This is a genomic window from Thermotoga sp. Cell2 (assembly GCF_000789375.1).
In the GTDB taxonomy this organism is placed as follows: Bacteria; Thermotogota; Thermotogae; order Thermotogales; family Thermotogaceae; genus Thermotoga; species Thermotoga petrophila.
This window is the reverse complement of sequence record NZ_CP003409.1, coordinates 348511-365341: the sequence shown is the minus strand read 5'-3', so window position 1 is coordinate 365341 and position 16831 is coordinate 348511. Positions and strand designations below refer to the sequence as shown.

The window sequence follows — 16831 nt, the reverse complement described above, 5'->3', positions numbered from 1 at the left end:
TTTGAGTATAAAGGTCTACGATACAACGCTCAGGGACGGTGCGCAGGCCTTTGGAGTTTCTTTCTCACTCGAAGATAAGATCAGAATTGCCGAGGCACTCGATGACCTCGGTGTTCACTATCTTGAAGGGGGTTGGCCTGGCTCCAACCCGAAGGATATAGCGTTTTTTGAAGCTGTAAAAGGTATGAACTTCAAGAATCTGAAAGTGGCGGCCTTCAGTTCCACAAGAAGGCCCGATGTGAAAATAGAAGAAGACGCGAACATTCAAACCCTCATAAAAGCGGAAACACCTGTTTACACGATCTTTGGAAAGAGCTGGGATCTTCACGTGGAAAAAGCCTTGCGAACGACACTCGAAGAGAATCTGAAGATGATATACGACACAGTTTCATATCTCAAAAGATTCGCCGATGAGGTGATATACGACGCGGAACACTTCTTCGATGGGTACAAGGCGAACAGAGAGTACGCCCTCAAAACTCTGAAGGTGGCTGAAGAAGCGGGGGCTGATTGTCTCGTTCTCGCTGACACGAACGGTGGAACGCTTCCACACGAGATCGAGGAGATCATCGAGGATGTGAAAAAGCACGTGAAAGCTCCGCTCGGAATACACGCTCACAACGATTCGGATGTGGCGGTGGCGAATACACTCGCGGCTGTGAGAAAGGGAGCCGTGCACGTCCAGGGGACCATAAACGGCCTTGGAGAGAGATGTGGAAACGCGAATCTCTGTTCGGTGATTCCGAATCTCGTTCTCAAGATGGGACTTGAGGTTATACCAAAGGAAAACTTGAAGAAGCTCTTCGATGTGGCACACCTCGTGGCAGAACTCTCCGGAAGGCCCCACATCGAGAACATGCCCTATGTGGGTGATTACGCCTTCGCTCACAAGGGAGGAGTCCATGTTTCTGCCATAAAACGCGATCCAAGGACTTACGAACACATCGACCCGGAACTCGTGGGGAACAGAAGGATCATATCCATCTCGGAACTTTCCGGTAAGAGCAACGTGCTGGAGAAGATAAAGGAAATGGGATTCGAAATAGATGAGTCATCGCCCAAGGTCAGGGAGATCCTCAAAAAGATCAAGGAATTGGAAGCGCAGGGGTACCACTTCGAGGGTGCGGAGGCATCTTTCGAGCTTCTCGTCAGGGATATGCTCGGGAAAAGAAAGAAGTACTTTGAGTTTCTCGGTTTCACCGTGATGACCATAAAGAACAGGGATGAGGAGAGTTTCTCCGAAGCAACCGTGAAAGTCAGAGTCCCGGACGAAGTTGCGAAGAGACTGGGACACGACGAACCCTTTGAACACACAGCAGCGGAAGGAGAAGGACCGGTAGAAGCGCTCGACAGAGCGGTGAGAAAAGCCCTCGAGAAATTCTATCCATCTTTGAAAGACACGAAACTCACGGACTACAAGGTGAGAATCCTGAACGAGCAGGCGGGCACCAAAGCGACAACACGGGTTCTCATAGAGTCCAGCGATGGAAAGAGAAGGTGGGGAACTGTGGGCGTCTCACCGAACATCATAGAGGCTTCCTGGACCGCTCTTCTCGAATCCTTAGAGTACAAGCTTCACAAGGATGAAGAGGAGATGAGAAACGATGAGGAGAATTAAGATCTTCGATACAACGTTGAGAGACGGAGAGCAATCCCCGGGAGCTTCGATGTCGATTGAAGAAAAAGTAGAAATGGCGCTCATGTTGGAGGATCTCGGCGTCGATCTCATCGAAGCCGGGTTTCCCGTTTCATCTCCCGTGCAGTTCGAGGCTGTGAAAAGAGTTGCGAGCGCCGTTCAGAAACCCATAGTGGTGGGACTCGCAAGGTGCGTTGAAAAAGACATAGACGCAGCATACGAGGCTCTCAAGGATCGACCAAAGGACAAACGTATGATACACGTTTTCATAGCGACTTCTCCGATTCACAGAAAGTACAAGCTGAGAATGGAAAAAGAAGAGATCCTCGAGAGGATCAGAAGATACGTCGGTTACGCCAAACAGTTCTTCGACCTCGTGGAGTTCTCGGCGGAAGACGCTTCGAGAACGGAGGTTCCCTTCCTGATAGAGGCTTACAAGACGGCGATCGAAGCCGGAGCCACTACGATCAACGTTCCGGACACGGTGGGGTACGCCCTTCCCGACGAGTTTGGAGAACTCATAAAGACTCTGAGGGAGGGTGTGCCCGGTATAGAAAACGTCGATCTCTCTGTGCACTGTCACAACGATCTCGGACTCGCCGTGGCGAACTCCCTTGCCGCCGTTCAGAACGGAGCCACCCAGGTCGAGGTGACTTTGAACGGCATCGGAGAAAGGGCAGGAAACTGCGCCCTGGAAGAGTTCGTGATGATCCTCAAGGTGAGGAAAGACAAACTTCCCTACGAGACGGGTATAAAGACGGAGCTCATATACCCCGCTTCCAGACTCCTCACACACATAACGGGGCTCATCCCGTCCAGAAACAAACCCATAGTGGGAGAGAACGTGTTCCTTCACGAGTCGGGAATACACCAGGACGGTGTGCTGAAACACAGAGAAACCTACGAGATCATGAAACCTTCAGATATCGGCAGGTCTTCCGAGACGCTCGTGCTTGGAAGACACTCCGGAAAACACGCCCTCAGGAAGAAACTGGAGACATACGGCATCAAACTCGACGAAGAGACTTTCCAGAAAGTGTTCGAGAAATTCACAGAACTCGCCGACAGAAAAAAAGAGGTTTACGACGATGATCTTTTCTCGATCGTCTCTGAAGTTTTGAGGGAACCCATCAACGGTTACAAACTCGTTCACTTCCATGTACACACCGGAAACACACTGCTTCCAACTGCGGCGGTCGTGCTTCAGGTTGGAAACGAGAAGAGAGAAGCAGCAGAGGCAGGAAACGGACCGGTGGATGCCATTTTCAAGGCCATAGACAAAGCGCTCGGTATACAGCCGAAGCTCGAAGAGTACATAATTCAGGCGGTTGGAACAGGAAAGAACGCGCAGGGAGAAGTCAAACTCACGTTGAGAATAGACGGCGAACTCTACAGCGGCAGGGGTGTTTCCACGGACATAGTGGAAGCCTCTGCGATAGCTTACATAAACGCGATAAACAAGTACCTCATCGCTAAAGGCCTTCTCAGAAAAAACGGAGGTGCTGAGTGAGATGACACTCGCAGAAAAGATACTCTCTCAAAAAGCGGGAAGAAAGGTGGAACCGGGAGAATTTCTCCTTCTGGAGCCGGACATCGCTCTCGCGAACGACATAACGGCTCCGCTTGCGATAAAGAAGTTCAAGGAGTACGGTGGAAAGAAAGTGAAGTATCCAGACAGAGTGGTGCTCGTTCCAGACCATTTCACCCCCAACAAGGACATAAAATCCGCCATGCAGGTAAAGATGATGAGAGAATTCGCCAGAGAGCAGGGGATCGAAAAGTTCTTCGAAATAGGCAGGATGGGAATTGAACACGTACTGCTTCCAGAAGAAGGAATCGTGAAATCCGGAGATCTCGTGGTCGGTGCGGATTCACACACCTGTACCTACGGAGCCCTTGGAGCGTTCGCGACCGGAGTGGGGTCCACCGACATCGCGGGCTTCTACCTCATAGGAAAGGTGTGGTTCCGTGTCCCCGAGAGTATAAAGGTGACTCTTCGCGGGAAGTTCGGAGATCTGGTGACTGCCAAAGACCTCGTGTTGAAGCTCATCTCGATACTCGGTGTGGATGGAGCCAACTACAAGGCGATAGAATTCTCTGGACCGGGTGTGAAAGAGATCAGCATGGACGGCCGTTTCACCATTTCGAACATGGCGATCGAGGCGGGAGGAAAGACGGGACTGTTTCCGGTGGACGAGATCACCATCGCCTACGAAAGAGAAAGAGGCATAGAAGTGGAAGAGATGTACCCGGACGAAGACGCAAAATACGTGAGAGAAGTGGAAATGGACCTTTCTGAACTCGAACCTCAGGTTGCCTATCCCTTCCTCCCATCCAACGCGAAGGACGTTTCCGAAGCTGAGAAAGAGAAAATAAAGATAGATCAGGCGGTGATAGGAAGCTGTACCAACGGAAGGATAGAAGATCTCAGACTTGCCGCGCAGATCCTGAAGGGAAGGACGGTATCACCGGACGTTCGATGCATCATAATTCCGGGATCCCAGAAGGTTTACAAACAGGCTCTCAAAGAAGGACTCATCGACATCTTCATCGATGCGGGCTGCGCCGTTTCCACGCCCACATGTGGACCCTGTCTTGGCGGACACATGGGAGTGCTCGCGGAAGGAGAGGTTGCGATCTCCACAACGAACAGGAACTTCGTTGGAAGGATGGGACATCCGAACAGCAAGGTTTTCCTGGCATCTCCCGCAGTGGCGGCGGCCAGCGCAATAAAAGGATACATCGCAGATCCGAGAAAGCTGTGAGGTGATGGTGGTGAAGATAAAGGGAAAGGTTTTCGTTTTTGGGGACAACGTGAACACGGACGAGATCATACCGGCTAGGTACCTCAACACTTCTGACCCTCAGGAACTCGCAAAATACTGTATGGAGGACGCGAGACCCGGCTTTGGAAGACGAGACGATATAAAAGGATCGATCATCGTGGCAGGAGAGAACTTCGGATGCGGTTCCTCGAGGGAACACGCTCCCGTTGCCATAAAGGCGGCTGGAATCTCCTGTGTCATAGCCAAGTCTTTTGCAAGGATTTTCTTCAGAAACGCTATAAACATCGGTCTCCCCATCGTCGAACTGAAAGAAGCCGACGAATTCGAAGAGGGAGACGTAGCAGAGGTGGATCTGGAAAACGGAGTGGTGAGGAATCTCACGAAAGGGAAAGAGTACAGAATAAGACCATATCCTGAGTTTCTCATGAAGATCATGGAAGCGGGTGGATGGCTTGAATACTGTCTCAAAGAAGTGGGGGAGTGACGGATGAAGATAGCGGTTTTACCTGGAGACGGTATAGGTCCTGAAGTTGTAAGGGAAGCTCTGAAAGTGCTCGAGGTGGTGGAAAAGAAAACGGGGAAAACCTTTGAGAAAGTCTTTGGACACATCGGAGGGGATGCCATAGACAAATTCGGTGAACCCCTTCCTGAAGAGACAAAAAAGATATGTCTGGAAGCCGACGCGATCTTCCTTGGAAGCGTCGGAGGACCTAAATGGGACGATCTTCCTCCGGAGAAGAGGCCGGAAATAGGGGGGCTTCTTGCCCTAAGGAAGATGCTCAACCTTTACGCAAACATAAGACCGATAAAGGTCTACAGATCGCTTGTGCATGTCTCTCCTTTGAAAGAAAAGGTGATTGGATCCGGGGTCGATCTTGTGACCGTCAGGGAACTTTCCTACGGAGTTTACTACGGCCAGCCGAGGGGATTGGATGAAGAAAAGGGATTCGACACCATGATCTACGACAGAAAAACCGTGGAACGGATCGCGAGAACTGCCTTTGAAATCGCAAAAAACAGAAGAAAAAAGGTCACCTCCGTTGACAAAGCGAACGTCCTCTACAGTTCCATGCTGTGGAGGAAAGTTGTGAACGAAGTAGCGAGAGAATACCCTGATGTGGAGCTGACGCACATGTATGTGGACAACGCTGCCATGCAGCTCATCCTGAAACCATCGCAGTTCGATGTGATCCTCACAACGAACATGTTTGGAGACATTCTCTCGGATGAGAGCGCGGCACTTCCTGGTTCTCTTGGTCTTCTGCCGTCCGCGTCTTTCGGTGATAAGAACCTCTACGAACCGGCAGGAGGTTCCGCTCCTGATATAGCCGGAAAGAACATCGCCAACCCGATCGCACAGATCCTCTCTCTCGCCATGATGCTCGAGCATTCCTTTGGAATGGTGGAAGAGGCAAGAAAGATAGAAAGAGCGGTTGAGCTGGTGATAGAAGAGGGATACAGAACCAGAGACATCGCAGAGGATCCAGAAAAGGCGGTTTCGACCTCTCAGATGGGAGATCTCATATGTAAAAAACTCGAAGAAATATGGTGAAGGGCCCTTCAGGGCCCTTCACATTTTCCATGTGTCGGTGAGTCTTCTCACCTTCACGATAGAGCCTTTCTTCATCTTTCTGATCGCCGCCACCGCTGCTCTGAGTGACTCGACTGTGGTCAGGTATGGGATCTTCCTCTTCAGCGCCGTGGTTCTTATCATGTATCCGACGGTTCTTCTTCCTTCAACTTTGAAGGGTTCCTTTCCATGAGAGACGGCGACGAGCGCAGGTTCATCACTGGACTGGGTGATCACGACAAGGGATATCTTTCCCTGCTCCAGAAGATCTATCACGTCCGGTCTTCCTTCTCCCACCTTTGGAACCACCTTCACTTCCACACCGTGTGACTGCAGAGCCTTTGCCGTTCCTCTTGTTGCGTATATCTCAAAGCCCATGTCTGCGAGGTGAGCCAAGAGAGGAACGGCTTCCCTCTTGTCTTTGTCTGCGACGGTTGCGAGGATTGCACCCGTTGTTGGCAGGGGGTTTCCGGCGGCTATCTGAGCCTTCGCGAATGCCTCTGCGAAATCTTCACCGATTCCCATCACTTCTCCTGTGGAGCGCATCTCTGGCCCGAGAAGTACATCCGTTCCCGGGAACTTATGGAACGGTATCACCACCTCTTTCACAGAGAACATCTTCGGCCAGGGAGTTGGGAGGATCTCACTCTCTCCCAGTTTATCAACTTTTACCCCTGGTCTTGTGGGATATGGGAAGTACTCAGAAAGGAGCTCGGGCAGGTTTCTTCCCACCATGATTTTGGCGGCGATTCTCGCCACGGGGATTCCGATCGCTTTGCTCACGAAAGGAACTGTTCTCGATGCTCTGGGATTTGCCTCTATGATGTAGATCTCCTCGTCTTTCACCGCAAGCTGTATGTTCGCAACTCCCACAACCTTCAGCGCTTTTACAAGCTTGTAAACGGTTTCCTCTATCTCTTCCACGAGTTTCTCAGAAAGACTCACAGGGGGCAGAACACACGCGGAATCTCCCGAATGGACTCCGGCTTCTTCTATCTGCTCCATCAATCCTGCTATCCACACGTATTTTCCATCCGACACGACATCTACGTCGAGTTCTATCGCGTCTTCAAGAAATTTGTCTATCAGAACGGGGTATCCCGGTGAGACAACGGCCGCTTCCTTGACGTACATTTCGAGTTCCTGAGGAGTGTCCACAATGGCCATGGCCCTTCCTCCGAGCACGTAGCTCGGCCTCACAAGAACGGGGTATCCAAGATTCTCTGCTACCCTCAACGCTTCTTCCACGGACGATGCCGTTCCAAATGGAGGGCACTTCAACCCGATTTGTTTCAGAAGCTTAGCGAATTTTTCCCTGTCTTCGGCGATCTCAATCGATTCGAAGCTCGTTCCTATGATGTTCACCTTCTCTTCTACGAGGTATTTTGCTATCTTCAGTGGTGTCTGACCGCCGAATGCCACCACCACTCCCTTCGGTTTTTCGTTCCTCACGATCTCCAGAACATCTTCAACGGTGAGCGGTTCGAAGTAAAGCCTGTCTGAAGTGTCGTAGTCAGTCGAAACGGTTTCGGGGTTGGAGTTGACCATTATGGTTTCGTATCCTTCTTCCTGGAAGGACCACACTCCGTGGACGTTCGTGTAGTCGAATTCTATTCCCTGACCTATCCTGTTGGGACCGGATCCCAGAATCATGATCTTCTCTCTGTCTGAAGGTACCGCTTCGTTCTCCACGCCGTTGTAGGTGGAGTAGTAATACGGGGTCTGTGCCTCGAACTCAGCGGCGCAGGTGTCCACCATCTTGTAGACGGGAAAGATCCGGTTGTCTTCTCTCATCTTTCTGATTTCTTTTTCTGAAACACCCCATATCTCCGCAATTTCCCTGTCTGAGTATCCCCACTGTTTTGCTTTCTTCAGGATCTCCACATCGAATTTCTTCAACTTCAGCTCTTCCTCGAGTTCTATACACGCTTTCATCTCTCTGAGGAACCATCTGTCGATCTTAGTGAGTTCGTGCACTTCCTCTACATCCATTCCGTTCCTGAACGCAGCAAAGATGTAGGAGATCCTTTCCGGCGTTGGATTTGCAAGGTGTTCTCTTATGTGTTCAAGATCCAGTTTGGGAGCGGCATCGAGTTCAAGGGATCTGAGGGCTTTTCCCAAGGCTTCTTTGAAGGTCCTGCCTATCGCCATCACTTCTCCTACGGACTTCATCTGGGTGTTCAGTCTTGGGTCGGCCCCGGGGAACTTTTCGAGTTGGAATCTCGGTATCTTCACCACGACGTAGTCTATGGAGGGTTCGAAGGCGGCCATCGTTTTGCCGGTGATGTAGTTCGGTATCTCATCGAGAGTGAAACCAACAGCAAGAAGTGCAGCAACTTTCGCGATGGGATAGCCCGTTGCCTTCGATGCCAGTGCGGATGACCTGGAGACCCTTGGGTTCATCTCTATGACGACCATTCTACCGGTTTCTGGATCCACGGCGAACTGAATGTTCGATCCACCCGTTTCTATACCGATCGCATCGATCACTTTGTAAGCTGCGTCCCTCATTCTCTGGTACTCAACGTCCGTGAGTGTTTGCGCAGGTGCCACCGTTATGGAATCTCCGGTGTGTATTCCCATCGGGTCGAGATTCTCTATGGAACACACCACTATAAAGTTTCCAGCTCCATCTCTCACCACTTCGAGTTCGTACTCCTTCCAGCCGAGGACCGACTCCTCTATGAGGACCGTGTGAACCGGGCTTTCTATGAGACCCTTTGTTACGATGTCTCTCAGTTCTTCTTCATTGAACGCGATTCCACCACCTGTTCCACCCAGGGTGAAACTCGGCCTTATTATGACGGGGTAGCCGAATTCTCTTGCCGTCTCCAGTGCATCGGCGAGGTTGTTCACGAGTCTGCTTCTCAGAACCTCAAGACCTGCCTTTTCCATGGTTTCCTTGAAGAGTTCTCTATCCTCGGCCTTCTTTATCGAGTCGAGCTTTGCACCGATCAACTGAACACCGTATTTATCGAGAATCCCCCTTTCGGCGAGTTCCACAGCGAGATTCAGGGCGGTCTGTCCTCCGAGGGTGGGGAGCAGAGCATCCGGTCTTTCTTTTTCAATAATCTTTTCGAGGAACTCCACCGTTAGAGGTTCTATGTAAACGGCATCGGAAAACTCCGGATCTGTCATTATGGTCGCGGAGTTGGAGTTAACTATGATCACCTCGTAGCCGGCGCTTTTGAGAGCCTTCAGGGCCTGGGTACCTGAATAGTCGAACTCCGCAGCCTGACCGATTGTGATCGGACCGGATCCTATAACGAGGATCCTCTTTATGTCTTCTCTCTTCGGCATTACCTTACCTCCTTTATGAGGCGTTTGAATTCTTCGAAGAAGTACTTGGCATCGTGAGGTCCGGGAGAGGCTTCAGGGTGATATTGAACAGAAAAGGCTGGATAATCAACCAGCCTCATTCCTTCCATCGTTCCGTCGTTCAGGGAGATGTGGGTGATCTCGACTTTTATTCCCTGAGGACTGATTCCTTCGAGGACGGATATCTTCTGAAGATTTTTCGTGAGAACGTTCGCGTCCTGATCCTCGCTTCCCAGTTCTGGAAGGCCGAAACTCTTTGGATCCACAGCGAAGCCGTGGTTGTGCGTTGTGATCAGAACACGACCGGTTCTCAGATCTTTAACGGGATGGTTGATGCCTCTGTGACCGAATTTCATCTTGTAAGTCCTTCCACCAACGGCGAGGCCAAGGAGCTGATGCCCAAGGCAGATCCCCGCGAGTGGAATTTCTTCTTTCAGAAGGTCTTTGATCAATCTGACGGTTTTCAAAAGGGCGGCGGGATCACCGGGACCGTTCGAGATCAGAACACCGTCGGGATTCAGCTTTTTGATGTCGTCTATATCAACACTGTAAGGAACTCTCATCACTTTTGCTCCCACTCTCTTCAGGTCTCTGAGAATACCCCATTTGACACCGGAATCGAGTACCACCACTGAGAAATCTCCTTCCGGGTTTTCTACGATGACTTCCTTCGGTGAAACAAGACCGGCTAAATCCCTTCCAACGATACTGGGGCTTTCTTTCACCCGTTTTACAAGGGAATCCGGATCGAGATCAACGGTCGATATGGCACCTTTCATAGCACCTTTCACTCGAATTTTCCTGGTGAGTGCTCTGGGGTCCACTCCTTCTATGGCCACGATGTTGTACTTTTTCAAGTAATCGGGGAAAGACATGGTGGCTCTCCAGTTGGAAGGGGTATCCACGCTTCTGTAGACAACAAAACCGGCAACTTTTATTCCATCTGATTCTACGTCTTCGTCGTTCACTCCGTAGATTCCTATTTCCGGGTAGGTCATGACGACGATCTGACCGGTGTAGGAGGGATCGGTGAGGACTTCCTGATAGCCTGTCATTCCCGTGTTGAAGACCAGTTCACCAAAAGTTTCACCCTCTGCACCCAGACTCTGTCCAAAAAAAAACGAACCGTCTTCTAAAGCGAGAAGTGCTTTTTTGGACATGTTGCACCTCCTTCCCTTTCTCAGAGATTATACCCGCTGAAAGGACCTCCCGTCTTTTTCTTTACTTTGAATTAAAGGAAAGTCACAGGACTTTAATTTGGAATAAACATTTGAAATTTGAGAATTTTAATGCAATGAATGCAGGGTTCTGAAAACTAATAAACAATGGCTTAAACATCACCTTCCAAACCAATCAAAGGAGTGACGATAAATGAAAACCGATACGGAATGGCTTCTTTGTGATTTCCATGTACACACGAACATGAGTGACGGGCATCTTCCTCTGGGAGAAGTGGTGGATCTGTTTGGAAAACATGGAGTGGACGTGGTTTCCATAACAGATCATATAGTCGACCGAAGAACTCTCGAGCAGAGAAAGAGGAACGGAGAACCGCTCGGAGCGATCACAGAAGATAAGTTTCAGGATTATTTGAAACGTCTCTGGAGAGAACAGAAAAGGGCCTGGATGGAATGATCCTCATACCGGGTGTTGAGATCACGAACAACACGGATCTGTACCACATAGTCGCCGTGGATGTGAAGGAGTACGTAGATCCTTCACTGCCTGTAGAAGAAATTGTGGAGAAGTTGAAGGAGCAAAACGCTCTTGTTATAGCCGCGCATCCGGATAGAAAAAAGCAAGATGAAGAACATCTTTCGTGGTATCTCTGGGCGAACATGGAGCGTTTCAAGGACATGTTCGACGCGTGGGAAGTCGCGAATCGTGATGACCTGTTCAACTCTGTTGGTGTGAAAAAGTATCGATACGTGGCGAACTCCGATTTTCACGAACTTTGGCACGTTTACTCCTGGAAAACCCTTGTGAAGTCGGAGAAGAACATCGAAGCGATAAAGGAAGCAATCAGAAAGAACACGGATGTGGCGATCTATCTGATGAGAAAAAACAGGTTGAATTCTCTGTCAGATGTGATATAATGAATGAAACTTCGAAGTAAAAATAGAACAACTACGATTTGTTACAAACACGAAAAGAACGCGTACTGAGTCGAGAGAGTGAGCAGGAGGTGTTACTATGGCGAGAGTAGCGAGGGAAATGGTGGAAAAAGCAGGGGTTGATGTCGATAAGTTGCTGGAACTTCTGATCAAGAATGCGGCGGCCGAACTCACGACTTATTACTACTACACCATCTTGAGAGCGAACCTCATAGGACTTGAGGGAGAAACCATCAAAGAGATTGCGGAAGTTGCAAGAATCGAAGACAGAAATCACTTCGAAGCGCTTGTTCCCAGAATCTACGAGCTCGGTGGGAAACTTCCAGATTGCATGAAGGAGTTCCACGATCTCTCTGCATGTCCACCAGCAAGACTTCCGGACAAACCAACTGTTCAGGAGATTCTGAGGGTGCTCGTTGCCGCTGAAAGATGCGCGGTGAAAGGGTACACCGAGATATGCAACATGACCGCGGGTAAAGATCACAGGACCTACGAACTGTCTCTTGCTATTCTGAACGAAGAGATCGAACACGAATCCTGGTTCTCCGAGTTCCTCGGAGAGGGGCCATCTGGTCACTTCATGAGGCGTGGTGAAACTTCGCCGTTCGTTTCGAAATTCCTCAAGTGAAAATTCTAAGGTTCGGACTGGCGCACCTTCGGGTGCGCCTTTTGTTTTAAAATAGGATCAAAAAGATCGGGAGGGATCGCAGTGGAGGAAAAGAGGCTGTCTGCTAAGAAAGGTCTCCCTCCAGGAACACTCGTTTACACAGGGAAGTACAGGGAAGATTTTGAGATCGAAGTGATGAATTACTCCATAGAGGAATTTCACGAGTTCAAAACCACAGATGTCGAATCCGTTCTTCCCTTCAAAGATTCTTCAACACCCACCTGGATAAACATAACAGGCATACACAGGACGGATGTGGTTCAAAGGGTAGGTGAGTTCTTTGGTATTCATCCTCTCGTGCTCGAGGACATCCTCAATGTGCATCAGAGACCAAAAGTGGAGTTTTTTGAGAACTACGTGTTCATCGTTCTGAAGATGTTCACCTATGATGAAAATCTTCATGAACTGGAATCGGAGCAGGTCAGTTTGATACTCACAAAAAACTGCGTTCTTATGTTTCAGGAAAAGATAGGGGACGTGTTCGATCCCGTACGGGAAAGAATCAGATACAACAGGGGAATCATAAGGAAAAAGAGAGCGGATTACCTCCTCTATTCACTGATAGACGCACTGGTGGATGACTATTTCGTCCTGCTGGAGAAGATCGACGATGAGATCGATATACTGGAGGAAGAAGTGCTCGAAAGACCTGAAAAAGAGACAGTTCAGAGAATACATCAACTCAAGAGAAATCTGGTTGAACTGAGAAAGACGATCTGGCCGTTGAGAGAAGTGTTGAGTTCTCTTTACAGAGATGTTCCTCCTCTTATAGAAAAAGAAACGGTCCCATATTTCAGAGATGTATACGATCACACTATCCAGATTGCAGACACCGTAGAAACCTTCAGAGACATCGTGAGCGGTCTTCTTGATGTGTATCTTTCGAGTGTAAGTAACAAAACAAACGAAGTGATGAAGGTGCTCACCATCATAGCGACGATCTTCATGCCTCTCACCTTCATAGCGGGTATCTACGGAATGAACTTCGAATACATGCCGGAGCTCAGATGGAAATGGGGCTATCCTGTGGTTCTCGCTGTTATGGGTGTGATCGCTGTCATCATGGTGGTCTACTTCAAGAAAAAGAAGTGGCTGTGATTTGTCAACTCGACAATTGATCTATTCCCGATGCCTCACAATGTCTTTCGAGATTCTTCTCTTCCAGAGAAGATAAACAAGTATCACAACTGCAAAAAGAACGATCCCCAGAATTTTTGAAAACTTCAGGAAGACCCTTCCAGCTATCAGACTGGAGAAAAAGAATGTACTCTCGTAGAGCAAGTCTCCAAGCCATATAATGAGGAGTGTGGGGAAGTTTCTTCCCGTGTAGCCCGCCAGAAACGGAGTGAACTTTCCCACCCAGGGAACGAATTTGCAAAGCGGCAGCAGTATCTTTTCCGAAGAAATATAAACGTTTAAGAACTCTATGAGAATCTTTCGTACGAATTTCCACCTGAGATTGAAAGGCACAGATTTGAGCTTTTTTCCAGCAAAGAATGTCACAGTATCCCAGCTCAAAAGCCCCATGTAGATTGTAAAGAAGGACGGAAAAATCTTCAGCTTTCCAACGGAGATCAGTGCTGTTGCTGTTAAAATTGGAATGGGAGTGCCCGAGTTGTCGAAAAGGAACGTTGCAAAGAAGAGTAACAGATATTTCAATCTTTTCATCCCTCCCGTGAAATATAATAGCGCAAGGAGGTGATGAGAAAATAAACGAAGTACTGGTGAAAAAGCGGAAAGAAAAATTGAACAGGGTTTTAGTGGCTCTCCTGGGAATTCCAGTTGTTTTTTCCATCATTCGAGCCAAAATCGTTGAAACGATAGGATATTTCATATTCTGGCTCGGTGGTTTTTCACCATACGTTTATGAGAAGATAACCCATCAGGAGATACCTGAGAGAACGAAATTGATGCTCTCTTCATCGATATTTCTCCACTCTGTGATGGGACAATTTTTGAACTTCTACGAGAAGATATTTTTCTGGGACAAGATACTTCACTTCTACGGATCTTTTGTCATAACGTACTTTTTTTACCAGATTCTGACGAAAAAGTCGAGATTCTGGGACGAGGTGCCGGGTGCCGTTTTGATGTCATTCCTTCTCGGGGTCTTTTCCGGGGTCCTTTGGGAAATAGCCGAATTCACGACGGATAAGATACTGCCTGGCTACAACACACAAAAAGGTCTGGACGGCACCATGCTGGATCTCATTTTCGATCTTCTTGGATGCTACACGATGGCAAAGATTGTGTACAGGAAAAAGACTGGACGATTCTTCTGGAGACCTCGTTCATGAAGAAGGCCTATCTCTTTCTCACACTCGAAGGTGTCTTCTCTCTGTTCTACGCGCTTCTAATACAGGGACCTGTGTTCACAGGTCTTGCGATGCTTTTCAATCTGGACGAGTTTCTCCTGAGTGTCGCTGCCGCAATCCCTCCTATGATGCAATTTTTTCAGCTGTTTGCCTCTTTCTTTGTTCAGAAATACAGAAAGAGGCGTTTTCTGGTCAACGTGTTCAACGCTTTCAGCAGATTCAGTTTCGCTTCTCTCGTCGTTTTTCTGCTGCTTGAGAAAACAGAACCGTTGATTTTCATCGTTGCGCTCGTGATTTCCCAGATCTTCGCGGCCCTCTCCAGCAGTACGTGGAACTCATGGATGAGAGATCTCGTTCCTCCAGAGGAAAGAGGAAGGGTGTTTGGAAACAGAAACATGTTTCTATCCATAGGAAATGCTCTCATTATATACCTCTATTCTTCTATAGTTGATCATTTTTCTTCGGGTTTTGTTCTTGTGCTTCTCATCTCCACAGTGGGAACCGTCCTTTCTATCTTTGCCATGAACAAAATACCGGACGTTCCAGTTAAGGAAACAGGAACGGGAATTCCTCTCAAAGTGGTATTCAAGGACGAAAACTTCATGAAATTTGTCTTCTTCACCTTTTACTGGAACATGGCAGTCACGTTCTCTTCTGCTTTCTATCACTATCATCTTTTGAAGAACCTGGGTGTGGATTACACGTACATCGCTTACATGATGATTGTGAACAACTTTGTGGCGATGCTGGTTTACAGGATTCTTGGAAAAGTATCTGACAGGGTAGGACACAAAACGATAGCCGAGTTCGGTATCACCCTTGCTTCTTTCGTCTCCGGTATGTGGTTCTTCATGAACACCAATACTTACAGAACTCTCATGATAGCGGACGCCTTCCTTTCTTCCATCGCGTGGTCTGCCATAAACCTGTCGCTTGCCATCCTTCCTATGGAGGTTGCTTTCGAGTCCGATCCCGTTTTCTTCGGTCTGAACGCGTCTTTTGCCAGCGCTGGAAGTCTTATAGGCTCATTCGCAGGAGGAATCACGGCGAAATTTCTCTCTGGTATTTACGTAAATCTCCACGGTTTCGAAATTTTTGGACTTCAGCTGCTCTTTCTGATGGCAGGAATCTTCAGATTCTCCGCTGTGTTCTTTTTGAGAAGAGTCAAGGTGAAAAAGTACATCCCGTTCAGGGCCTTCATGTTGAGTACCCTTTCTGTCACTCTGAGGCGCCCTGTGTACAGAATTCTCGATGTGTATCTACTTTTGAAAAGGGGGAATGAACGTGTACGAGAGCTTGTTGGAAGATCTAAGAGAAGGGAGAGTAATACTGACGAGCAAGGCGGGAAACAAGGTTAACGGCATGACGATTGGATGGGGTTTCTTCGGGATCATATGGGAGGAAGAGTATTTCATCTCTGCTATGAGACCTCAGAGATTCACCTGGCGTCTTGTGAAGGAGAGCAAAAGATTCACCCTGAACTTTCTAAGCGAAGAATACAGAGAAGCGCTTAATTACTTTGGACGTGTGAGTGGATACCAGGAGAACAAGTTTGAAAAGGGACTTCTTCACTTAGATGAATTGGAAGGATTCACCGCTCCCATTAAAGAAGCCCACACGCTGATCGAATGTTCTGTGACCTTTGCTAGCAACGTGGAACCATTCGTTCTTCCCGTGGAAATCATCGATAAATTCTACAAAGATCATGGATTCCACACACTGTTTTTTGGGAAGATCGAAAAGGTGCTTCAAAGATGAGACTGATACTTCCAGCTGATACGGAAGGGATCTTTCTGGAAAGAAAGAGCAGATTTACGGGAGTTGCTCTTGTCGAAGGGAAAAAGACCCTGATACACATCCACAATACAGGGCGCCTTCCGCTTTTGAAAAAAGGAAAAAGAGTTCTCCTGAAGCGTGCAGAATCCGATCGAAGGAAGACCGGCTGGGACCTTCTGGCAGTCGAACACAGAAATGAATTCGTCTTTGTCCATTCGGGTTTCCACAGTATCGTGGCCGGGAAGATTCTGGAAGAACTGTTCCCGGGCTCCACGATAGAAAGCGAGAAACGCTTTGAAAACAGCAGGTTCGATTTCCTGATCGACAGGAGGACCTTTGTGGAAGTGAAGGGATGTACGTACGAAGAAGATGGTGTCGCGATGTTTCCAGACGCACCCACAGGACGCGGAAGAAGACACATCGAGGAGCTGATCAGGTCTGTGAAAAGCGGTTTTAAGGCTCTTTTGTTGATCCTGGTTTTCCTCGAAAGCGACTGTTTTCTTCCGAACAGAAGCGTTGACCCGGCTTTTTCAGAGATTTTCTGGCGCGCTCTAAACAGCGGTGTTAATATCGACGTGTTCAGGGTAAAATACGATGGAGAGTACCTGTGTTCAACAGAGAAACTGTCGATCTGTGAGGAGGTGTAGCG

16 protein-coding genes are annotated in these 16831 nt (G+C 48.5%); 13 read left to right on the top strand and 3 right to left on the bottom strand.

The genetic code is table 11. The features are described 5' to 3' along the window. Position 1: 1 nt before the first annotated feature. Genes cimA through leuB form a run of 5 tightly spaced genes read left to right on the top strand, consistent with a single transcriptional unit; the run spans position 2 to position 5974 of the window. Entirely contained in the window at positions 2-1618 is a 1617-nt protein-coding gene (gene cimA, locus CELL2_RS01920; protein WP_004081335.1) for a citramalate synthase, read from the top strand. Continuing rightward, a complete protein-coding gene (gene leuA, locus CELL2_RS01915) occupies positions 1605-3146 on the top strand; it encodes a 2-isopropylmalate synthase (RefSeq protein ID WP_038033703.1) in 1542 nt (513 codons plus the stop codon). Before cimA ends, leuA begins: the two co-directional genes overlap by 14 nt. A gap of 1 nt (position 3147) precedes the next feature. Beyond that, positions 3148-4401 carry a 3-isopropylmalate dehydratase large subunit gene (leuC, locus tag CELL2_RS01910; RefSeq protein WP_038033705.1) on the top strand — a complete coding sequence of 418 codons (1254 nt, stop codon included), beginning with the start codon at positions 3148-3150 and terminating at the stop codon, positions 4399-4401. Between the two features lie 4 nt (positions 4402-4405). After that, the gene (gene leuD, locus CELL2_RS01905) at positions 4406-4906 is read left to right on the top strand and encodes a 3-isopropylmalate dehydratase small subunit (RefSeq protein ID WP_011943026.1); all 501 of its coding nucleotides are present in this window, start codon (positions 4406-4408) and stop codon (positions 4904-4906) included. Positions 4907-4909: 3 nt separating this feature from the next. Next, the gene (leuB, locus tag CELL2_RS01900) at positions 4910-5974 is read left to right on the top strand and encodes a 3-isopropylmalate dehydrogenase (protein ID WP_011943025.1); all 1065 of its coding nucleotides are present in this window, start codon (positions 4910-4912) and stop codon (positions 5972-5974) included. Positions 5975-5992: 18 nt separating this feature from the next. On the opposite strand, the gene carB is transcribed toward leuB, so the two are convergent. Further along, positions 5993-9292 (bottom strand): carbamoyl-phosphate synthase large subunit, encoded by a 3300-nt coding sequence (gene carB / locus CELL2_RS01895; RefSeq protein ID WP_038033706.1) that lies wholly within the window; start codon positions 9290-9292, stop codon positions 5993-5995. Next, a complete protein-coding gene (gene carA / locus CELL2_RS01890) occupies positions 9292-10470 on the bottom strand; it encodes a glutamine-hydrolyzing carbamoyl-phosphate synthase small subunit (RefSeq protein WP_038033707.1) in 1179 nt (392 codons plus the stop codon). The genes carB and carA overlap by 1 nt, the downstream gene beginning before the upstream one ends. A 211-nt stretch (positions 10471-10681) precedes the next feature. On the opposite strand from carA, the gene CELL2_RS09475 reads away from it, so the two are divergent. The 4 genes from CELL2_RS09475 (at position 10682) to corA (ending at position 13189) form a co-directional block, all read left to right on the top strand. Further along, complete coding sequence (locus CELL2_RS09475; protein ID WP_235231259.1) at positions 10682-10945, top strand: hypothetical protein; 264 nt, start codon at positions 10682-10684, stop codon at positions 10943-10945. Further along, the gene (locus tag CELL2_RS09470) at positions 10942-11406 is read left to right on the top strand and encodes a hypothetical protein (RefSeq protein WP_235231258.1); all 465 of its coding nucleotides are present in this window, start codon (positions 10942-10944) and stop codon (positions 11404-11406) included. Before CELL2_RS09475 ends, CELL2_RS09470 begins: the two co-directional genes overlap by 4 nt. A gap of 97 nt (positions 11407-11503) precedes the next feature. Then, positions 11504-12052, top strand: coding sequence for a DNA protection during starvation protein (gene dps / locus CELL2_RS01880; RefSeq protein WP_004081317.1), 549 nt, complete (start codon positions 11504-11506; stop codon positions 12050-12052). Positions 12053-12133: 81 nt separating this feature from the next. After that, entirely contained in the window at positions 12134-13189 is a 1056-nt protein-coding gene (gene corA, locus CELL2_RS01875) for a magnesium/cobalt transporter CorA (protein WP_012310506.1), read from the top strand. A 21-nt stretch (positions 13190-13210) separates the two neighbouring features. Here the strand turns inward: corA and CELL2_RS01870 are convergent, their stop codons facing one another. Next, positions 13211-13750, bottom strand: a complete 540-nt coding sequence (locus CELL2_RS01870; RefSeq protein ID WP_038033894.1) for a hypothetical protein — start codon at positions 13748-13750, stop codon at positions 13211-13213. Positions 13751-13836: 86 nt separating this feature from the next. On the opposite strand from CELL2_RS01870, the gene CELL2_RS01865 reads away from it, so the two are divergent. From CELL2_RS01865 to sfsA, 4 genes are read left to right on the top strand one after another with little or no spacing between them, the layout of a single operon-like run. Continuing rightward, positions 13837-14388, top strand: a complete 552-nt coding sequence (locus tag CELL2_RS01865) for a hypothetical protein (RefSeq protein ID WP_241208681.1) — start codon at positions 13837-13839, stop codon at positions 14386-14388. Continuing rightward, entirely contained in the window at positions 14385-15764 is a 1380-nt protein-coding gene (locus CELL2_RS01860) for an MFS transporter (RefSeq protein WP_038033711.1), read from the top strand. The genes CELL2_RS01865 and CELL2_RS01860 overlap by 4 nt, the downstream gene beginning before the upstream one ends. Continuing rightward, positions 15685-16164, top strand: coding sequence for a flavin reductase family protein (locus CELL2_RS01855; protein ID WP_011943018.1), 480 nt, complete (start codon positions 15685-15687; stop codon positions 16162-16164). The genes CELL2_RS01860 and CELL2_RS01855 overlap by 80 nt, the downstream gene beginning before the upstream one ends. After that, a complete protein-coding gene (gene sfsA / locus CELL2_RS01850; protein ID WP_004081303.1) occupies positions 16161-16829 on the top strand; it encodes a DNA/RNA nuclease SfsA in 669 nt (222 codons plus the stop codon). The genes CELL2_RS01855 and sfsA overlap by 4 nt, the downstream gene beginning before the upstream one ends. Positions 16830-16831 lie beyond the last annotated feature (2 nt).